General features: G+C 67.6%; 14 protein-coding genes and 1 tRNA gene. 6 read left to right on the plus strand and 9 right to left on the minus strand.

What is annotated here, in order from left to right; translation table 11 throughout:
• Positions 1 to 27 precede the first annotated feature (27 nt).
• The 3 genes from Q0263_RS09320 to mog form a co-directional block, all read right to left on the minus strand.
• A complete protein-coding gene (locus Q0263_RS09320) occupies positions 28 to 915 on the minus strand; it encodes a phosphoribosylaminoimidazolesuccinocarboxamide synthase (protein WP_298015496.1) in 888 nt (295 codons plus the stop codon).
• 6 nt (positions 916 to 921) lie between these two features.
• Positions 922 to 1986: a class II fructose-bisphosphate aldolase gene (gene fba, locus Q0263_RS09325; protein WP_298015497.1), complete on the minus strand. Its 1065-nt coding sequence runs from the start codon at positions 1984 to 1986 to the stop codon at positions 922 to 924.
• A 157-nt stretch (positions 1987 to 2143) separates the two neighbouring features.
• Positions 2144 to 2773, minus strand: coding sequence for a molybdopterin adenylyltransferase (gene mog, locus Q0263_RS09330; RefSeq protein WP_298015498.1), 630 nt, complete (start codon positions 2771 to 2773; stop codon positions 2144 to 2146).
• A gap of 18 nt (positions 2774 to 2791) precedes the next feature.
• Here mog and Q0263_RS09335 point away from each other — a divergent pair, with 18 nt between their 5' ends.
• On the plus strand, positions 2792 to 3718 hold the full coding sequence (locus tag Q0263_RS09335; protein ID WP_298015499.1) for an NAD-dependent epimerase/dehydratase family protein: 927 nt from the start codon (positions 2792 to 2794) through the stop codon (positions 3716 to 3718).
• The gene (locus Q0263_RS09340; protein WP_298015500.1) at positions 3715 to 4608 is read left to right on the plus strand and encodes a TOBE domain-containing protein; all 894 of its coding nucleotides are present in this window, start codon (positions 3715 to 3717) and stop codon (positions 4606 to 4608) included. The genes Q0263_RS09335 and Q0263_RS09340 overlap by 4 nt, the downstream gene beginning before the upstream one ends.
• Before the next feature lie 106 nt (positions 4609 to 4714).
• On the opposite strand, the gene Q0263_RS09345 is transcribed toward Q0263_RS09340, so the two are convergent.
• Genes Q0263_RS09345 through modA form a run of 3 tightly spaced genes read right to left on the minus strand, consistent with a single transcriptional unit; the run spans position 4715 to position 6954 of the window.
• Complete coding sequence (locus tag Q0263_RS09345; protein WP_298015501.1) at positions 4715 to 5461, minus strand: ATP-binding cassette domain-containing protein; 747 nt, start codon at positions 5459 to 5461, stop codon at positions 4715 to 4717.
• Positions 5458 to 6144 carry a molybdate ABC transporter permease subunit gene (modB, locus tag Q0263_RS09350; RefSeq protein WP_298015502.1) on the minus strand — a complete coding sequence of 229 codons (687 nt, stop codon included), beginning with the start codon at positions 6142 to 6144 and terminating at the stop codon, positions 5458 to 5460. The genes Q0263_RS09345 and modB overlap by 4 nt, the downstream gene beginning before the upstream one ends.
• Positions 6145 to 6204: 60 nt before the next feature.
• Entirely contained in the window at positions 6205 to 6954 is a 750-nt protein-coding gene (gene modA, locus Q0263_RS09355; protein ID WP_298015503.1) for a molybdate ABC transporter substrate-binding protein, read from the minus strand.
• A gap of 219 nt (positions 6955 to 7173) precedes the next feature.
• On the opposite strand from modA, the gene xerD reads away from it, so the two are divergent.
• Positions 7174 to 8079 carry a site-specific tyrosine recombinase XerD gene (gene xerD, locus Q0263_RS09360; protein ID WP_298015504.1) on the plus strand — a complete coding sequence of 302 codons (906 nt, stop codon included), beginning with the start codon at positions 7174 to 7176 and terminating at the stop codon, positions 8077 to 8079.
• Positions 8080 to 8106: 27 nt separating this feature from the next.
• Entirely contained in the window at positions 8107 to 8604 is a 498-nt protein-coding gene (locus Q0263_RS09365; RefSeq protein WP_298015505.1) for an aminoacyl-tRNA deacylase, read from the plus strand.
• On the opposite strand, the gene Q0263_RS09370 is transcribed toward Q0263_RS09365, so the two are convergent.
• The 3 genes from Q0263_RS09370 to Q0263_RS09380 all read right to left on the minus strand — a co-directional run bounded on the left by Q0263_RS09370 (position 8605) and on the right by Q0263_RS09380 (position 12620).
• Positions 8605 to 11202 (minus strand): TRAP transporter permease, encoded by a 2598-nt coding sequence (locus tag Q0263_RS09370; RefSeq protein ID WP_298015506.1) that lies wholly within the window; start codon positions 11200 to 11202, stop codon positions 8605 to 8607.
• Positions 11203 to 11362: 160 nt separating this feature from the next.
• Positions 11363 to 12331, minus strand: coding sequence for a TAXI family TRAP transporter solute-binding subunit (locus tag Q0263_RS09375; protein WP_298015507.1), 969 nt, complete (start codon positions 12329 to 12331; stop codon positions 11363 to 11365).
• Positions 12332 to 12545: 214 nt separating this feature from the next.
• Positions 12546 to 12620 (minus strand) — tRNA-Arg (locus Q0263_RS09380).
• A 141-nt stretch (positions 12621 to 12761) separates the two neighbouring features.
• Between Q0263_RS09380 and Q0263_RS09385 the strand changes: the two genes are divergently transcribed.
• Both Q0263_RS09385 and Q0263_RS09390 read left to right on the plus strand, forming a co-directional pair.
• On the plus strand, positions 12762 to 13697 hold the full coding sequence (locus tag Q0263_RS09385) for a creatininase family protein (protein WP_298015508.1): 936 nt from the start codon (positions 12762 to 12764) through the stop codon (positions 13695 to 13697).
• Positions 13698 to 13831: 134 nt separating this feature from the next.
• A complete protein-coding gene (locus Q0263_RS09390) occupies positions 13832 to 14962 on the plus strand; it encodes a YncE family protein (protein ID WP_298015695.1) in 1131 nt (376 codons plus the stop codon).
• Positions 14963 to 14988: the final 26 nt, after the last annotated feature.

Below are 14988 nucleotides of genomic sequence, written 5' to 3' on the forward strand. Positions count from 1 at the left end.
ATTCGTGCTTGGGACGGCCCGGCGCACTCATGTCGCCCCCCGGGTCAAGCGGTCCTGGGCTTCGCGGTATTTGGCCGCCGTGCGTTCCAGCACGTCGGCCGGCAGGCGCGGCGCCGGGGCGGTCTTGTCCCAGTCCTGGGTTTCCAGCCAGTCGCGCACGAACTGCTTGTCGAAGGACGGCGGGCTGATGCCCACGGCATAGCCGTCGGCGGGCCAGAAGCGCGAGGAATCCGGCGTCAGGACTTCGTCCATCAGGTGCAGGGTGCCGCGGGCGTCCAGGCCGAATTCGAACTTCGTGTCGGCGATCAGGATGCCCTGGCGGCGGGCGTATTCGGCGGCTTCGATGTACAGCGCCAGCGTCATGCGGCGGATTTCCGCCGCCAGCTCGGCGCCGACCTGGGCCACCACGTAATTGAAATCGACGTTTTCGTCGTGATGGCCGAATTCGGCCTTGGCTGCCGGGGTGAAGATGGGTTCGGCCAGCTTTTCAGCCTGGCGCAGGCCGGGCGGCAGGGCCACGCCGCACACCGCGCCGCTGGCCTGGTAGTCCTTCCAGCCCGAGCCGATCAGGTAGCCGCGCGCCACGGCTTCCACCAGGATGGGTTCCAGGCGCTTGACCACCATGGCCCGCCCCGCCACCTGGTCCCGCTCTTCGGGCGCCACCACGTCCTCGGGCGCGATGCCCGTGGCGTGCGTGGGGATCAGGTGGCCCAGGCGCCGCAGCCAGAATTCCGTCAGGGCAGTCAGGACCTTGCCCTTGCCCGGAATCGGATCGTCCAGGATCACGTCGAAGGCCGAGATCCGGTCCGTGGCGATGATGAGCAGTTTGTCTTCGCCCACGGCATACATGTCGCGGACCTTGCCGCGCCCCAGGAGGGGCAGCGACTGGATGGAGGATTGGAGCAAGGCCTTCATCGGGATTTATTTCACCAATTGCTTGAGTTCGCCGGCCGCATAGCGGGCCGCCATGTCCGACAGGGGGATCGCCTTGATCTTGGAAGCGTTGCCCGCCGTGCCGAACTGCTCGTAGCGTGCCAGGCAGACCTTCTTGGCGGCTTCGCGGGCGGGCTTGAGGTATTCGCGCGGATCGAACTTGGCGGGATTTTCCGCCATGAAGCGGCGGATGGCGCCGGTCATGGCCAGGCGGATGTCGGTGTCGATGTTGACCTTCCGGACGCCGAACTTGATGGCTTCCTGCAGCTCTTCCACCGGCACGCCATAGGTTTCCTTCATGTCGCCGCCGAACTGGCGGATTTCCGCCAGCAGTTCCTGGGGCACGCTGGAGCTGCCATGCATCACCAGGTGGGTGTTGGGCAGGCGCGCGTGGATTTCCTTGATCCGCTGAACCGACAGGATGTCGCCGGTGGGCTTGCGCGTGAACTTGTAGGCGCCGTGGCTGGTGCCCACGGCGATGGCCAGGGCGTCGAGCTGGGTCTGCTGGACGAAATCGGCCGCCTGTTCGGGGTCGGTCAGCAGCTGTTCGCGGGTCATGGTGCCTTCCGCGCCGTGGCCGTCTTCCTTGTCGCCCTTCATGGTTTCCAGCGAGCCCAGGCAGCCCAGTTCGCCTTCCACCGTGATGCCCAGCTTGTGCGCCATCCCGACGACCTGCCGGGTGACGTCCAGGTTGTATTCGTAGGACGAGATCGTCTTGCCGTCGGACATCAGCGAGCCGTCCATCATGACGCTGGAAAAGCCCAGGTTGATGGCGCCCTGGCAGACGTCGGGCGACTGGCCGTGGTCCTGGTGCATGACGACGGGAATGTGCGGATAGGAATCGACGGCCGCCTGAATCAGGAGCTTCAGGAAGCCTTCGCCGGCGTATTTGCGGGCGCCGGCCGAGGCCTGCATGATCACCGGGCTGTCCGTCTGGGCGGCGGCTTCCATGATGGCCTGGACCTGTTCCAGGTTGTTGACGTTGAAGGCGGGAATCCCGTAGCCGTGTTCGGCTGCGTGATCGAGGAGCTGACGCATGGAAACCAGGGCCATGTCTGGACCTCCGAAGGGATGAGATAGTGGAAAAAAGAGAATTGCCCAGATTTTAAGGCGGAATGGGAATTGATGCTGATTGCCCGCATCACCGCTTGTAAGCGATTCCGACTCGTCAGGCGCGACGCCGTCCCCAGGGACGGCGCCGTGCCCGGGCTCATGCCGGGGAGCGGCGCGCCGACTTGGGCCGGAAGGCCTTGACCACGGCCTCGCGCGTCTCGACGTACGGGCCGCCGATCAGGTCCAGGCAGTACGGCACGGCGGCGAACACGCCCGGCACCCGCACGCTCCCGTCCGCGTCCCGCAGGCCTTCCAGGGTTTCCTGGATGGCTTTGGGCTGACCCGGCAGGTTGATGATCAGCGCGGCGTGATCGGGCAGTTCCCGGATGACCGCCACCTGGCGCGACAGGATGGCGGTCGGCACGAAGGCCAGGCTGACCTGGCGCATCTGTTCGCCGAAGCCGGGCATCTCGCGCGTGGCCACGTCCAGCGTGGCCTCGGGCGTCACGTCCCGGCGGGCGGGGCCCGTGCCGCCGGTCGTCAGGACCAGGTCGCAGCGGGCTTCGTCCACCAGCTCCCGCAAGGCGGCGGCGATGCCTTCGCGCTCGTCGGGAATCAGGCGGGTCACGACCTGGGGCGGCCGGGTCAAAGCCGACGCCAGCCAGTCGCTCAGGGCGGGAATGCCCTGATCCTGATAGACGCCGGACGAAGCCCGGTCGGACACCGACACCAGGCCGACGATCAGTTCGTCGGGATGGCTGCGGCGCAGGGGAAAGGAATCGCTCATGGGATAGACTGTGCTGACATGGAAACGGACATTCTATTAGGTACGGGCCCGGCCGAGGCGAACACCCTGCTGCTCGTCGGCGGCGACCTGTGCGCGCGCACGGCTCAGGCGCTGGCCCCGGAACGCTGGGCCTGCATCGGCCTGCGGCGGCGGACCATGGCCGCCGGGCCCGGCGCCCGCGTCCGCTGGCTGCGGGCCGACCTGGGCGATCCCGGCAGCGTGGCCGAGGCGCTGGCCGCCGTTTCGGACATCGCGCCCCCGCCCATCACCCATCTCCTGTACGCCCCCGCGCCCGATGCCCGCACGCCCGAGGCCTACGCCCGCGCCTACCCGCAAGGCCTGCGGGCGCTGCTGGACGCGCTGCCCCGCCCCGACGCGGTGCGGCGCTGCGTGCTGGTCGATTCGTCCGCCATCTGGGGGCCGGTCGAGGACGACCGCCTGGTGGACGAGGACACGCCGCCCGCCCCGGCGGACTTTCGCGGCGCGGCGATGCTGGACGCCGAGGCCCTGCTGCATGCCCGGCTGCCCGGACGCGGCGTCGCCCTGCGCCTGTCGGGCCTGTACGGCCCCGGCCGGCTGCGCCTGGCGGACGGCCTGCGCGCCGGGCGGATCGCCGCGCCGGACGGCCCGGGCCACTGGGCCAACCGGATCCACGTGGATGACGCGGCGCGGGCCTGCGCCCATCTGCTGGCCCTGGCCGCTCCCCTGCCCTGCTACATCGGCACCGACGACCGTCCCACGCCCACGGCGGCGCTGTACGAAGCGCTGGCGCGGATGGCGGGCGGCCCGGCACCCGCCCGGGAAGCCCGCCCTCCCGACGGCAAGCGCCTGTCCAACGCACGGCTGCGGGCCAGCGGCTGGACGCCCGCCTGGCCCGACGCGCTCGAAGGCTACGCGGCCTGCCTGGGCGGATCATCCGCGCGCCGCGTACACTGCCTCCCATGAGCAACATCCCTCCCAACACACCGCCCGCAAGCGCCCCGGATCCGTCAGGCGCAGCGCAGTCCGCCGGGGCCGCCCCGGGCCCGGACTCGCCGCTCGAGCTGAGCACCACGCTGAGCCTGCGCAGCGGCAGCCAGAGCTGGGGCACTGAACGGCGCATGGCGCTGCTGGCCGCCATCGGCACTGAAGGGTCCATCAGCGCGGCGGCGCGCAAGGTCGGACTGAGCTACAAGGCGGCCTGGGACGCCGTGGACATGATGAACGGCCTGGCCGGGGGCCTGCTGGTCGAGCGCGTCACCGGCGGCAAGCGCGGCGGCGGCGCGCACCTGACCGACCGGGCCCGCGAACTCGTCGCCTGGTACCAGGCGGCCCAGGCGGAACACCAGCGCTTCATGGAAGCCCTGGCGCGCTTCGGCCCCGACGGCACCCGGCATCTGGACCTGCTGCACAGCATGGCGCTGCAGACCTCGGCCCGCAACCGCTACGAAGGCGTCATCGGCGCCATCGACTCCGGCCGCATCAACGACCGCATCCGGCTGGATCTGGACGAAGGCATTTCCCTGACGGCCACCCTGACCCACGCCAGCACCGAACGGCTGGGCCTGGCCGAAGGCCGGCGCGCGCTGGCCTTCCTGAAAGCCCAGGCGGTCCGCGTCCTGCCGCGGGAAGCCGCCGATCCAGGCGCCGCCCACGAGGGGCTGAATCGCTGGGCCGGCCGCATCAGCCACCGCGCGGACGACGGCGCCCTGGCGGAACTCAGCCTGGACATCGGCCCCAGGGTGCGCATCACGGGCCTGGCCGCCCCGGGCGCGCAGGGCGGCAGCCTTGCCCCCGGCGATCCAGCCATGGCGTGCTTTCAGGCGGCCGACGTGCTGATCGGCACGGTCGACTGAACGGCGCCGTCACTTCGCACACGCACGGCAGTCTCGCCTGGACGCGGCCGGATACAGGCCCCATCCACCGTCAGCCTGCGCACTCTGACAGCCTCCGTCCAGCGCCTCAGACCCGAGAAACCCGCTCGGCGCCGCCCCGGATTTCCCCATGGGCGATATGGAAGACCTCGTCGGCCAGGGCCTGGACGTCGGCCAGATCATGCGTAATCAAGACCGTCGGGATGTCGATGTCGCGCTGCAACTGCGCCAGTTCCACGCGCATCTGCGCGCGCAGACCCGCATCCAGGGCCGACAGGGGCTCGTCCAGCAACAGCAGCCCGGGGTCGGTGGACAGCGCCCGCGCCAGGGCCACGCGCTGGCGCTGCCCGCCGGACAGTCCGGCCGGATAGCGATCCAGCAAACCGTCCAGATGGAAGGCCCTTACCCAGCGCCCGGCCGCCTGCGGCAAATCGCGGCGGCGCAACCATCCGCCAGATCCCGCATCGCCGCCGGCGCGCCGAACCGGCAGCCCCCAGCCATGCCAGTTCAGCCAGCCGCGCGACAGGCCGAAGCCGATGTTCTGGCGCACGGTCAGGTGCGGAAACAGCGCGTAGTCCTGGAACAGATAGGCCAGGCGCCGGGCCCGGGGCGGCACGTCGATGCCGGCCACGTGATCGAACAGCACGCGCCCGTCGACCACGATGCGCCCCGCGTCCGGGCGCAGCAGGCCGGCGATCGCCTGCATGGTCAGGCTCTTGCCCGCCCCCGACGGCCCGAACAGGGCCACCCGGCGCCCATCGGTCCGCCACGCTGGCCTCAGCAGAAAGCCGTCCGGCCCGCCGACGCGGCAGCGGATGTCCACGATCAGGCTCATGCGGCGCTCCGGGACCGGCGCGAGACGCGGCCCCCCGGCATCAGCCAGGCGGCCAGGCACAGCACCGCCACGCAGGTCGCCGAGGTAACCAGCACCAGAATGGTGGCCGTGTCGTCATTGCCGGCCTGGACAGCCTCGTAGATCGCGATCGACAGGGTCTGCGTCCTGCCCGGAATGTTGCCGGCCACCATCAGCGTGGCCCCGAATTCGCCCAGCGCCCGGGCGAAGGCCAGCAGCACCCCCGCCAGGATGCCCCGGGACGCCAGCGGCAGGCTGACCCGGAAGAATACGGCGGCGGGCGACACCCCCAGCACGGCGGCGGCCTGCTCCAGGCGATGGTCCACGTCCAGGAAGGCGGCCCGGGCTGCCTTGAGCACCATGGGGAAGGCCACGACCGCCGCCGCCACGACGGCCCCCTGCCAGGTGAAGACCAGCTCGATGCCATGCGACTGCAGCCAGGCGCCCAGCCAGCCGCGCCGGCCGAACAGCACCAGCAGGTAATAGCCGGTGACGGTGGGCGGCAGCACCATGGGCAGCGTCAGAAAGGCATCGACCACGTCGCACCAGCGCGAGGACCAGCGCGACAGGCCGTAGGCCGCCGCGATGCCGCCCAGGGTCGCCAGGGCCGTGGCCCAGCCCGCGACCTTGAGGGACAGCAGCAGAGGAATCCAGAGATCGGTCATGAGATTGATCGCAGCGGCGCCGGCTCGCCCATCGCTGGGCGCGGTCCGGCAAAACCCGCATTATGGCTTGGCGAAGCCGTAGCGGGCCAGCACCGCCTGTCCTTCGGGAGAGACGACGTACTTCAGGAAATCGGCGGCTTCGGGCGCGCGCCCGTCCCGCTTGACCAGGGCGATCGGGTAGACCACCGGCACGGGCGTGTCCACCGTCTGCACGATTTTGACCCTGTCCTTCATGATGGCGGCGTCCGTGGCGAAGACGAAACCGGCGTCGACCTCGCCGCGCTCGACATAGCTGAGCACCTGGCGCACGTTCTGCCCCAGGATTTCATGCGCCTTGACCGTGTCCCAGGCGCCGGCCTTTTCCAGCGCCGCCTGGGTATAGCGCCCCACCGGCACGGAGGCCGGATTACCCAGCGCGATCCGCCGCACGTCCGGCTTGGACAGATCCTTCAAGGACCGGATCCCGCGCGGATTGTCGGCCGGGACCACCAGCACGACCTCGTTGCGCACGAAATCGACCCGGCTGGCGGGATCGATGGCCTGCGCGGCGGCGGCCTTGTCCATGGCCTTCTGGTCCGCCGAGGCGAAGACGTCGGCGGGCGCGCCCTCGGTGATCTGGCGCAGCACCACGTCCGACGCGCCGAAGGTGGTCAGCACCTTGGTGCCGGGATGGGCGGTTTCATACTGGGCGGCCAGGTCCTTGAAGGCATTGGTCAGACTGGCCGCGGCGGACACAAGAACTTCACCGGCCATGGCCGGCGCCATCGCCCCGGACAGCACGCAGACGGCAAGCAGACGACGCAATCGCATGAAGACTCCTTCAGTCATGAAAAGCGGGATGTTCGCTATCGTAATATATATAGGTATATTCCGCTATTCCATGAAATACGGATGCCCATGCCGCCGCGAGCCACGCCCCGCCGTCCGGACCGCCGGACATCCGCCTCGCGGCGAGTAGAATGGAGGCCATCGTTCCAGGCGGCCGATGCCCCATGGCCGCCGGCGTCCCGCGACCGACCTATCCTGGATATGGCCACCCAGCCTTCGCCTTTTCCCACCATCGACGCTTTTCTGGATGCCTTATGGCTGGAAGACGGCCTGGCCGACAACACGCTGGCGGCCTACCGGCGGGACCTGAGCGCATTCGCCCGCTGGCTGCAAGCCGCCCAGGGCCGGCCGCCCGAAGCCGCCCGCCAGGAAGACATCCAGGCCTGGCTGGCCGCCCAGTATCAGCAGACCAAGGCCAGCACGTCCAATCGCCGCCTGGCGGCCCTGCGGCGCTTCTATCTGTGGGCCCTGCGGCGCAGCCTGTGCTCGGAAGACCCCTGCCTGGGCCTGCACAGCGCCCGGCAGCCGGCCCGCTTTCCCAAGACCCTGTCCGAAGCCCAGGTGGACGACCTGCTGCAGGCGCCGGATACGGAATCCACCCTGGGCCTGCGCGACCGCGCCATGCTGGAAACCCTGTACGCCACCGGGCTGCGCGTCAGCGAACTGGTGCACCTGGACGTGCAGGACACCAGCCTGAGCGACGGCGTGGTGCGCGTGGTCATGGGCAAGGGCGCCAAGGATCGCCTGGTGCCGCTGGGCGACGAGGCCCTGTACTGGATAGACCGCTATCTGCGTGAAAGCCGCCCGGCCATCCTGGGCGCGCGCGCCTGCGACGCCCTGTTCGCCACCACGCGCGGCGGCGCCATGACGCGCCAGGCGTTCTGGCTGCTGATCCGCAAATACGCGCAGCAGGCCGACATCCGCGTTCCCCTGTCGCCGCACGTGCTGCGCCACGCCTTCGCCACCCACCTGCTGAACCACGGCGCCGACTTGCGCGTCGTGCAGATGCTGCTGGGCCACGCCGACATTTCCACCACCCAGATCTACACCCACGTCGCCCGCGAACGGCTCAAGGCGCTCCACGCCCAGCATCACCCTCGGGCGTGACTGTCCATCCCACCGACCAGACCCCTCATGTCCAAGACCAAGCACACGTCCGAAACCCCGGCCACGCACTGGCTGCGGCAGCAGAAGATCGCCTTCGGCGAGCATCCCTACGACTACGTCGATCACGGCGGCGCCCGCGAGGCCGCGCGCCAGTTGGACGTGCCGCTGCACCAGGTCGCCAAGACCCTGATCATGGAAGACGAACTGGGTCGCCCGCTGGTGGTGCTGATGCACGGGGACTGCGAAGTCTCGACCAAGAATCTGGCGCGGCAGATCGGCGCCAAGAAGATCACCCCCTGCACACCCGACACGGCGCAACGCAATTCGGGCTACCAGGTGGGCGGCACCTCGCCGTTCGCCACCCGCAAGCGCATGCCGGTCTGGGTGGAAAAAACCTTGCTGGACTACGACACCGTCTACCTGAACGGGGGACGGCGCGGCTACCTGATCAGCGTGGCATCCGGCGTGCTGACGGGCGCGCTGGGCGGCAAGCCGGTGCAGGCGGCCCTGCGGGACGGCGACTGATCAGACGGCCGATCCGGCCAGGCGCCGCCGTCGCCGCTGCGCCAGCGCCAGCAAGACCAGCACGACCAGGGCCGGCAACAGCATCCATTCGCTGGCCGGGCGGTCATTGGCGATTTCCATCCCGGTGATGTCATAGCCCTGCTCGATGCCCAGCTTGGCGGCCTGGCTGCCGAACTGCACGGCGATGATGGTCAGGTCATCGGCGCCCGGCAAGATGCGCAGGCCCGTGGCCTGCAAGCGCTCGCGCCCGGTGGCGCCCTCGCCCAGCTTCAGCAGCACGCCCTTGGAAATTTCCTTGCCGTACAGGTCTTCGCCATGGATCCACAGGCGCAGTTCCTGGCCCGGTTTGGCCTTGTCGGCGAATGCCATGACCTGACTGGCGGGCTGCAGCGTGTATTCCGGTATCACCCGATCCATCCAGAATCCGGGCCGGAACAGGGAAAACGCGATCACCAGCAGCAAAACGCATTCGTACCAGCGATTGCGATCCAGGAACCAGCCCTGGGTCGCGGCCACGAACACCAGGTTGGCCAAGATGGCCGAACCCACCGTGATGGACAAGTGCACCGGACCGCCAATATCGATCAGCAAGAGCTGGGTATTGAAAATGAACATGAAGGGCAGCACCGCAGTGCGGATGCTGTAGCCAAAGGCCGTCACCCCGGTCTTGATGGGATCGGTGCGGGCGATGCCCGCGGCCGCATACGAGGCCAGCCCCACGGGCGGAGTGACGTCGGCCATCAGGCCGAAATAGAACACGAACAAGTGCACCGCGATCAAAGGCACCAGCAGGCCGTTCTGGGCGCCGAGCTCCACCACCACGGGCGCCATCAGCGTGGACACGACGATATAGTTGGCCGTCGTGGGCAGACCCATACCCAGGATCAGACAGATGACGGCCACCATGCCCAGCATGACGAACAGATTGCCGCCCGAGATCATCTCGACGAACTCCGTCATCACCAGCCCGACGCCGGTCAGCGTGACCGTGCCGACGATGATGCCGGCCGCCGCCGTGGCCAGCCCGATCGAAATCATGTTGCGCGCGCCCGTGACCAGCCCATTGAACAGATCGCACGCCCCCTGGCGCCAGGCGCCCGCCGGCGACTGCCCGCCTCGGAACCAGGCCACCAGAGGACGCTGCGTCAGCAGGATGAAGACCAGGAACATGGTGGCCCAGAAGGCCGACGTCGCCGGCGAAAGCTGCTCGACCATCAGGTTCCAGATCAGCACCACCACCGGCAAGAGAAAATACAGGCCGGACTTCAGGGTCGGTCCGATGTCGGGCAGGGTTTCCAGCCGCGTGCCGGGGTCGTCCAGCTTCAGTTCGGGATACCGGGTGCCGAATTTCAACAGGGCCAGGTAGACCAGCACCAGCGCGGTGCCCGCCACCAGCATGGACGCATCCCCCGCCACGGCCTTGATCCAGCCAAAGCCGTAGTACACGATGGCTGCCAGAATGATCACGCCGCTGACGGTCATGCCGGTGGAGATCAGCCGGTACTTCCAGGGCATGCTGTGTTCGCGGGCGATGCCGCGGATATCGGCCTTCACGGCCTCCAGGTGCACGATGTAGAACAGGGCGATGTAGGAAATCAGCGCGGGCAGGATGGCATGGGTGACCACCTGGGAATACGGGATGCCCACGTATTCCACCATCAGGAAGGCCGCCGCCCCCATCACGGGTGGCATGATCTGCCCGTCGACCGAAGCAGCGGACTCCACCGCCGCCGCCTTGTCCGGCCGGTAGCCCACCCGCTTCATCAGGGGAATGGTGAAGGTGCCGGTGGTCACCACATTGGCGATGGAGGACCCCGAAATGACGCCGGTCGCCGCCGAGGCCAGCACCGCCGCCTTGGCCGGCCCCCCGCGCAAGCCGCCCAGCAGTGAAATCGCCGACTGGATGAAATAATTGCCCGCGCCGGCGGTCTCCAGCAAGGCGCCGAACAGCACGAACAGAAAAATGAAGCTGGCCGACACGCCCAGCGCCACGCCGTAGACGCCCTCGGTCGTCAGCCACAGGTGCGACATGCCCTTGCCCAGCGACACGGCCTGGTGGGCAATCATGTCAGGCATGTGGGGACCCAGGAAGATATAGGCGATGAACACGGTCGCCAACACCACCAAGGGCATGCCCAGGGCCCGGCGGGTCGCTTCCAGCAGCAAGGCCAGGCCGGCGACCGCCACGATCAGGTCCGGGGTGGTCGGCAGGCCCGGGCGATGGGACAACTGGTCATAGAACAAATAGAGATAGCTGGCGCAAAAGGCCCCCGCCAGGGCGAAGACCCAGTCCAGCACCGGGACGCTTTGCCTGGGAGAGCGCTTGAACGCGGGAAACAGCATGAATCCCAGGAAGACGGAAAAAGCCAGATGGATGGCCCGGGATTCCGTCGTATTCAATACGAACACCCCCAGCTTGAAGGGCAAGGGGGACGCGATCCACAGCTGGAAAAGCGACCAGATCAAGGCCACGATCATCAGCAGGCGGGCGACGCCCCCCTGGGGATCTCGTCCCCCGGTGTCAGCGTCCGCGACCAACTGCCTGAGCTGTGCGTCGGTGAGATGGAGCTCGGTGCCGGGTGGATTCTTTGCGCTCAAGGGCTGGACTCCTGATCCATGCCGTCACCGGCCACCGCCTGGAGGCAATGGCCGGCGGGGCCGTGCGGTGGGAGGAAAGGGAAGAACAGCGGCACGACGTGCCGCGACGCTCCGGACAAGGCAGGCCGAAGGGCCTGCCATCCATGGAATCGGACCTGGCCTACAGCCAGCCCTTTTCCTTGTAGTACTTGATCGCGCCCTCGTGCATGGGCGCCGTCAGACCGTCCTTGACCATCAGCTTGGGATCGAGATTGGCGAAGGCCGGATGCAGTTTCTTGAACTCGTCAAAATTCTCGAACACGGACTTGACCAATTGGTAAACGACATCCGGCGAGGTCTTCGCGGACGTCACCATGGTGGCCAGCACCCCGTACGTCGTGGTGTCCTCCGGATTATTGGCATACAGGCCGCCCGGGATGGTCACGCTGGCATAGTAAGGATGCGTCTTGATCAGTTCGTCGATCTTGGGGCCCATGACATTGACCAGCTTGGCCGCGCACGTGGTGGTGACGTCCTGCAGATTGGCGGACGGATTGCCCACCACATAGGCGAAGCCATCGACCTTGTTGTCACACAGGGCCGCCCCGTGTTCGTCGGCCTTGAGTTCGGAAGCCAGGGAAAAATCGCTTTTCTTCATGCCCAGGGCCGGCAGCAGCATTTCGACCGTGGCGCGCTGACCGGAACCCGGATTGCCGATGTTGAAGCGCTTGCCCTTGAAGTCCTGGAATTCCTTGATGCCGGCTTCAGGGCGCGCAGCCACCATCAAAGGTTCCGGATGAATGGAGAAGACGGCGCGCAGGTCCTTGACCGGGCCGGCATCCTTGAACTGCGACTCGCCTTTAGTGGCGTTGTACTGCACGTCGGACTGCACGACACCGAAGTCCAGTTCGCCTCCGCGAATGGTATTGACGTTATAGACGGATCCGCCTGTGCTTTCCACCGAGCAGCGGATGCCGGTATCGGCCCGCACTTTGTTCATCAAGCGGCAGACGGCGCCCCCCACGGCGTAGTAGACGCCTGTCACCCCGCCGGTGCCGATAGTGACGAACTTCGTCTGCGCCTGGGAAGGGGTCGCCGTCAAGGCCAGGCCGGTGCTGAGGATAGCGGCCAGTACTTTCGATCTGATCATAGAGGTCCTCTCCGATACATTTGTTGCAGAGTACTGCAGTGTACGCAACATATATTATGTGTCAATAGGCCCTATCCCTGACATATGGCTGAACCGATGGATGCATGCAGGCGATCAAGGGCGCGCCTATCGAGGCGCCCGGAAGATCTTGTTTCCGCAAGATTTTTTGTATGTCTTTCCGGCCGATGATCAGCCCGGCGATGCATCAGGAAGCTGGCGTCTCCTGCAGGAATCGAACCTGCAATCTTCCCTTAGGAGGGGAAAGTTATATCCATTTAACTAAGGAGACGGGGTCGGACGCTGTGCGAACGCAACAGCCGAGGCACGCGCCGTAAACAAGTACACACGGCGATGCCGACTGGTAGTATAAAACACGCTTCCCGGCCACACCGACGCGGCGCCCGGTTTTTGTACGATCCAGGCGGTTTTGATGATCCGTCAGCATGTCTCGCAATACGGCGCCGCCCTGCCCGCCGCTCCCCGGCCGACCCGCCGGGTGGAAAGTCATCGGCTCTCATCCGGTCTCCGGCGCATCCTGCTGCTGGGTTGCCTGGCTCTGGCGGGCGTCTGGCACAGCCCCGCATCCCACGCCCAATCGTCCAGCGTCTACCTGGAAGACCTGACTTCGCCCGAACTGCGCAGCCGGATCGCGGCCGGCGCCACGACCATCCTGATCCCGGTCGGCGGCACGGAACAAAGCGGCCCGAACATCGCGCTGGGCAAGCACAACGCCCGCGCCCGCATCCTGGCGGGGCGCATCGCCCAGGCGCTGGGCAATACGATCGTCGCCCCCGCCATCGCCTACGTCCCGGAAGGGTCCATCACCCCGCCCGCCGCGCACATGCGCTTCGCCGGAACGATCTCGGTGCCCGCCCCGGTCTTCGAGGCCGTGCTGGAGTCCGCCGCCCGCAGCTTCAGGCAGCACGGATTCCGCGACATCTTCTTCCTGGGCGACCACGGCGGCTACCAGCGCAGCCTGGAAAAGGCGGCCACGCAGCTGAACCATGAGTGGGCCCAGGATCCTTGCTGCCGCGCCTACGCCCTGCTCGACTACTACCAGGTCACCCAGACCGCCTACGTCGACGCCCTGAAGAAACGCGGCTACTCCGCCGCGGAAATCGGCACGCACGCCGGCCTGGCGGATACCTCCCTGTCGCTGGCGCTGGACCCCGATCAGGTCCGCGCATCCCTGCTGCCGCAGGGCAGCCGCTGGACGCCGCGCGACGGCGTGTACGGCGACCCCACCCGCGCCAGCGCCGAGCTGGGCCGGATCGGCGTGCGCCTGATCGTCGACGCATCCGTGGCCGCCATCCGCAAGCAGCTCGCCCAACACGCTTCTTCCCAACGTCCCTCCGCACACAAATAGGGAGTTTCATCGTGGTATCGAAAAAGTCATTCGGCCTGTACGCGGCCTGGTCGGCGGTCGCCGCCTTGTCCGTCGGCGTCCCCGCCGCCCGGGCGGCCGGCCCCGCGCCGGCGGCCATCCAGACCGTTCCCGGCATGCCGCCCGTGGTCAATCCGCTCAACGTCTACAGCGAGATCGGGACCAGCCACCTGAGCCCTGCCGTCCGGAAGGATCTGCCGCGCGTCTACGTACCCAATCTGCGGTCCAATGACGTCTCGGTCATCGATCCGGACACGATGAAAGTCGTGGACACCTTCAAGGTCGGCAAGGGTCCGCAGCACGTCGTGCCTTCGTGGGACCTGCGCACCCTCTGGGTCGCCAACAACGCGGAGCGCACCCACGAGGGCAGCCTGACGCCCATCGATCCGCTGACGGGCAAGCCGGGGACGTCGGTGCCCGTCGATGATCCCTACAACATGTATTTCACGCCGGATGGCAAATCGGCCATCGTCGTGGCAGAAGCCCGCAAGCGCCTGGATTTCCGCGACCCGCACACCATGGCCCTGCAATATTCCATCGACGTGCCGCAATGCGGCGGCCTGAACCACGCCGATTTCTCCATCGACGGCCGCTACGCGCTGTTCACCTGCGAATTCGATGGCAGCGTCGCCAAGATCGACATGGTGAATCACACCGTGCTGGGCTATCTGCCCCTGCCCCTGCCGACGGCGCATGCGCAAGGCGCCGCCCATGCGGACGCCGCCGCCAAGCCCGCCAGGAAGATGAGGATGCCCAGGAAGGGCATGCCGCAGGACGTGCGCATCTCGCCGGACGGCAAGCGCTTCTACATCGCCGACATGATGGCCGACGGCGTCTTCGTCGTCGACGGGGACGCCTTCAAGCAGATCGGCTTCATCCCGGCCGGCCTGGGCACCCACGGCCTGTACCCCAGCCGGGACGGCAAATCCCTGTACATCACCAGCCGCGGCACCCACCAGATCCACGGCAAGCCCAAGGGCAAGGGCAGAGTCGCCGTCCTGGACTTCGCCACCGAAAAGATCGTGGCGGACTGGCCGATTCCCGGCGGCGGCAGCCCCGACATGGGCAACGTCAGCGCCGACGGCAAGTGGCTGTGGCTGTCAGGCCGGTTCGACGACGTGGTCTACCGCATCGACACCAGAAACGGCGCCGTCCAGCAGATCAAGGTCGGCCAGGAACCCCACGGCCTGACCGTCTGGCCGCAACCGGGCCGCTATTCCCTGGGCCACACGGGCAATCTGCGCTAGCGTCCCCGCCTGGGCGCGCGGGGAAC

Source organism: uncultured Castellaniella sp. (assembly GCF_937988725.1).
GTDB lineage: Bacteria > Pseudomonadota > Gammaproteobacteria > Burkholderiales > Burkholderiaceae_B > Castellaniella.

Excerpts from the sequence above, each read along its gene's own strand:
- Q0263_RS09320 (WP_298015496.1), bottom strand. The coding sequence starts at position 915 with ATGAAGGCCTTGCTCCAATCCTCCATCCAGTCGCTGCCCCTCCTGGGG.
- fba (WP_298015497.1), bottom strand. The coding sequence starts at position 1,986 with ATGGCCCTGGTTTCCATGCGTCAGCTCCTCGATCACGCAGCCGAACAC.
- mog (WP_298015498.1), bottom strand. The coding sequence starts at position 2,773 with ATGAGCGATTCCTTTCCCCTGCGCCGCAGCCATCCCGACGAACTGATC.
- Q0263_RS09335 (WP_298015499.1), top strand. The coding sequence starts at position 2,792 with ATGGAAACGGACATTCTATTAGGTACGGGCCCGGCCGAGGCGAACACC.
- Q0263_RS09340 (WP_298015500.1), top strand. The coding sequence starts at position 3,715 with ATGAGCAACATCCCTCCCAACACACCGCCCGCAAGCGCCCCGGATCCG.
- Q0263_RS09345 (WP_298015501.1), bottom strand. The coding sequence starts at position 5,461 with ATGAGCCTGATCGTGGACATCCGCTGCCGCGTCGGCGGGCCGGACGGC.
- modB (WP_298015502.1), bottom strand. The coding sequence starts at position 6,144 with ATGACCGATCTCTGGATTCCTCTGCTGCTGTCCCTCAAGGTCGCGGGC.
- modA (WP_298015503.1), bottom strand. The coding sequence starts at position 6,954 with ATGCGATTGCGTCGTCTGCTTGCCGTCTGCGTGCTGTCCGGGGCGATG.
- xerD (WP_298015504.1), top strand. The coding sequence starts at position 7,174 with ATGGCCACCCAGCCTTCGCCTTTTCCCACCATCGACGCTTTTCTGGAT.
- Q0263_RS09365 (WP_298015505.1), top strand. The coding sequence starts at position 8,107 with ATGTCCAAGACCAAGCACACGTCCGAAACCCCGGCCACGCACTGGCTG.
- Q0263_RS09375 (WP_298015507.1), bottom strand. The coding sequence starts at position 12,331 with ATGATCAGATCGAAAGTACTGGCCGCTATCCTCAGCACCGGCCTGGCC.
- Q0263_RS09385 (WP_298015508.1), top strand. The coding sequence starts at position 12,762 with ATGATCCGTCAGCATGTCTCGCAATACGGCGCCGCCCTGCCCGCCGCT.
- Q0263_RS09390 (WP_298015695.1), top strand. The coding sequence starts at position 13,832 with ATGCCGCCCGTGGTCAATCCGCTCAACGTCTACAGCGAGATCGGGACC.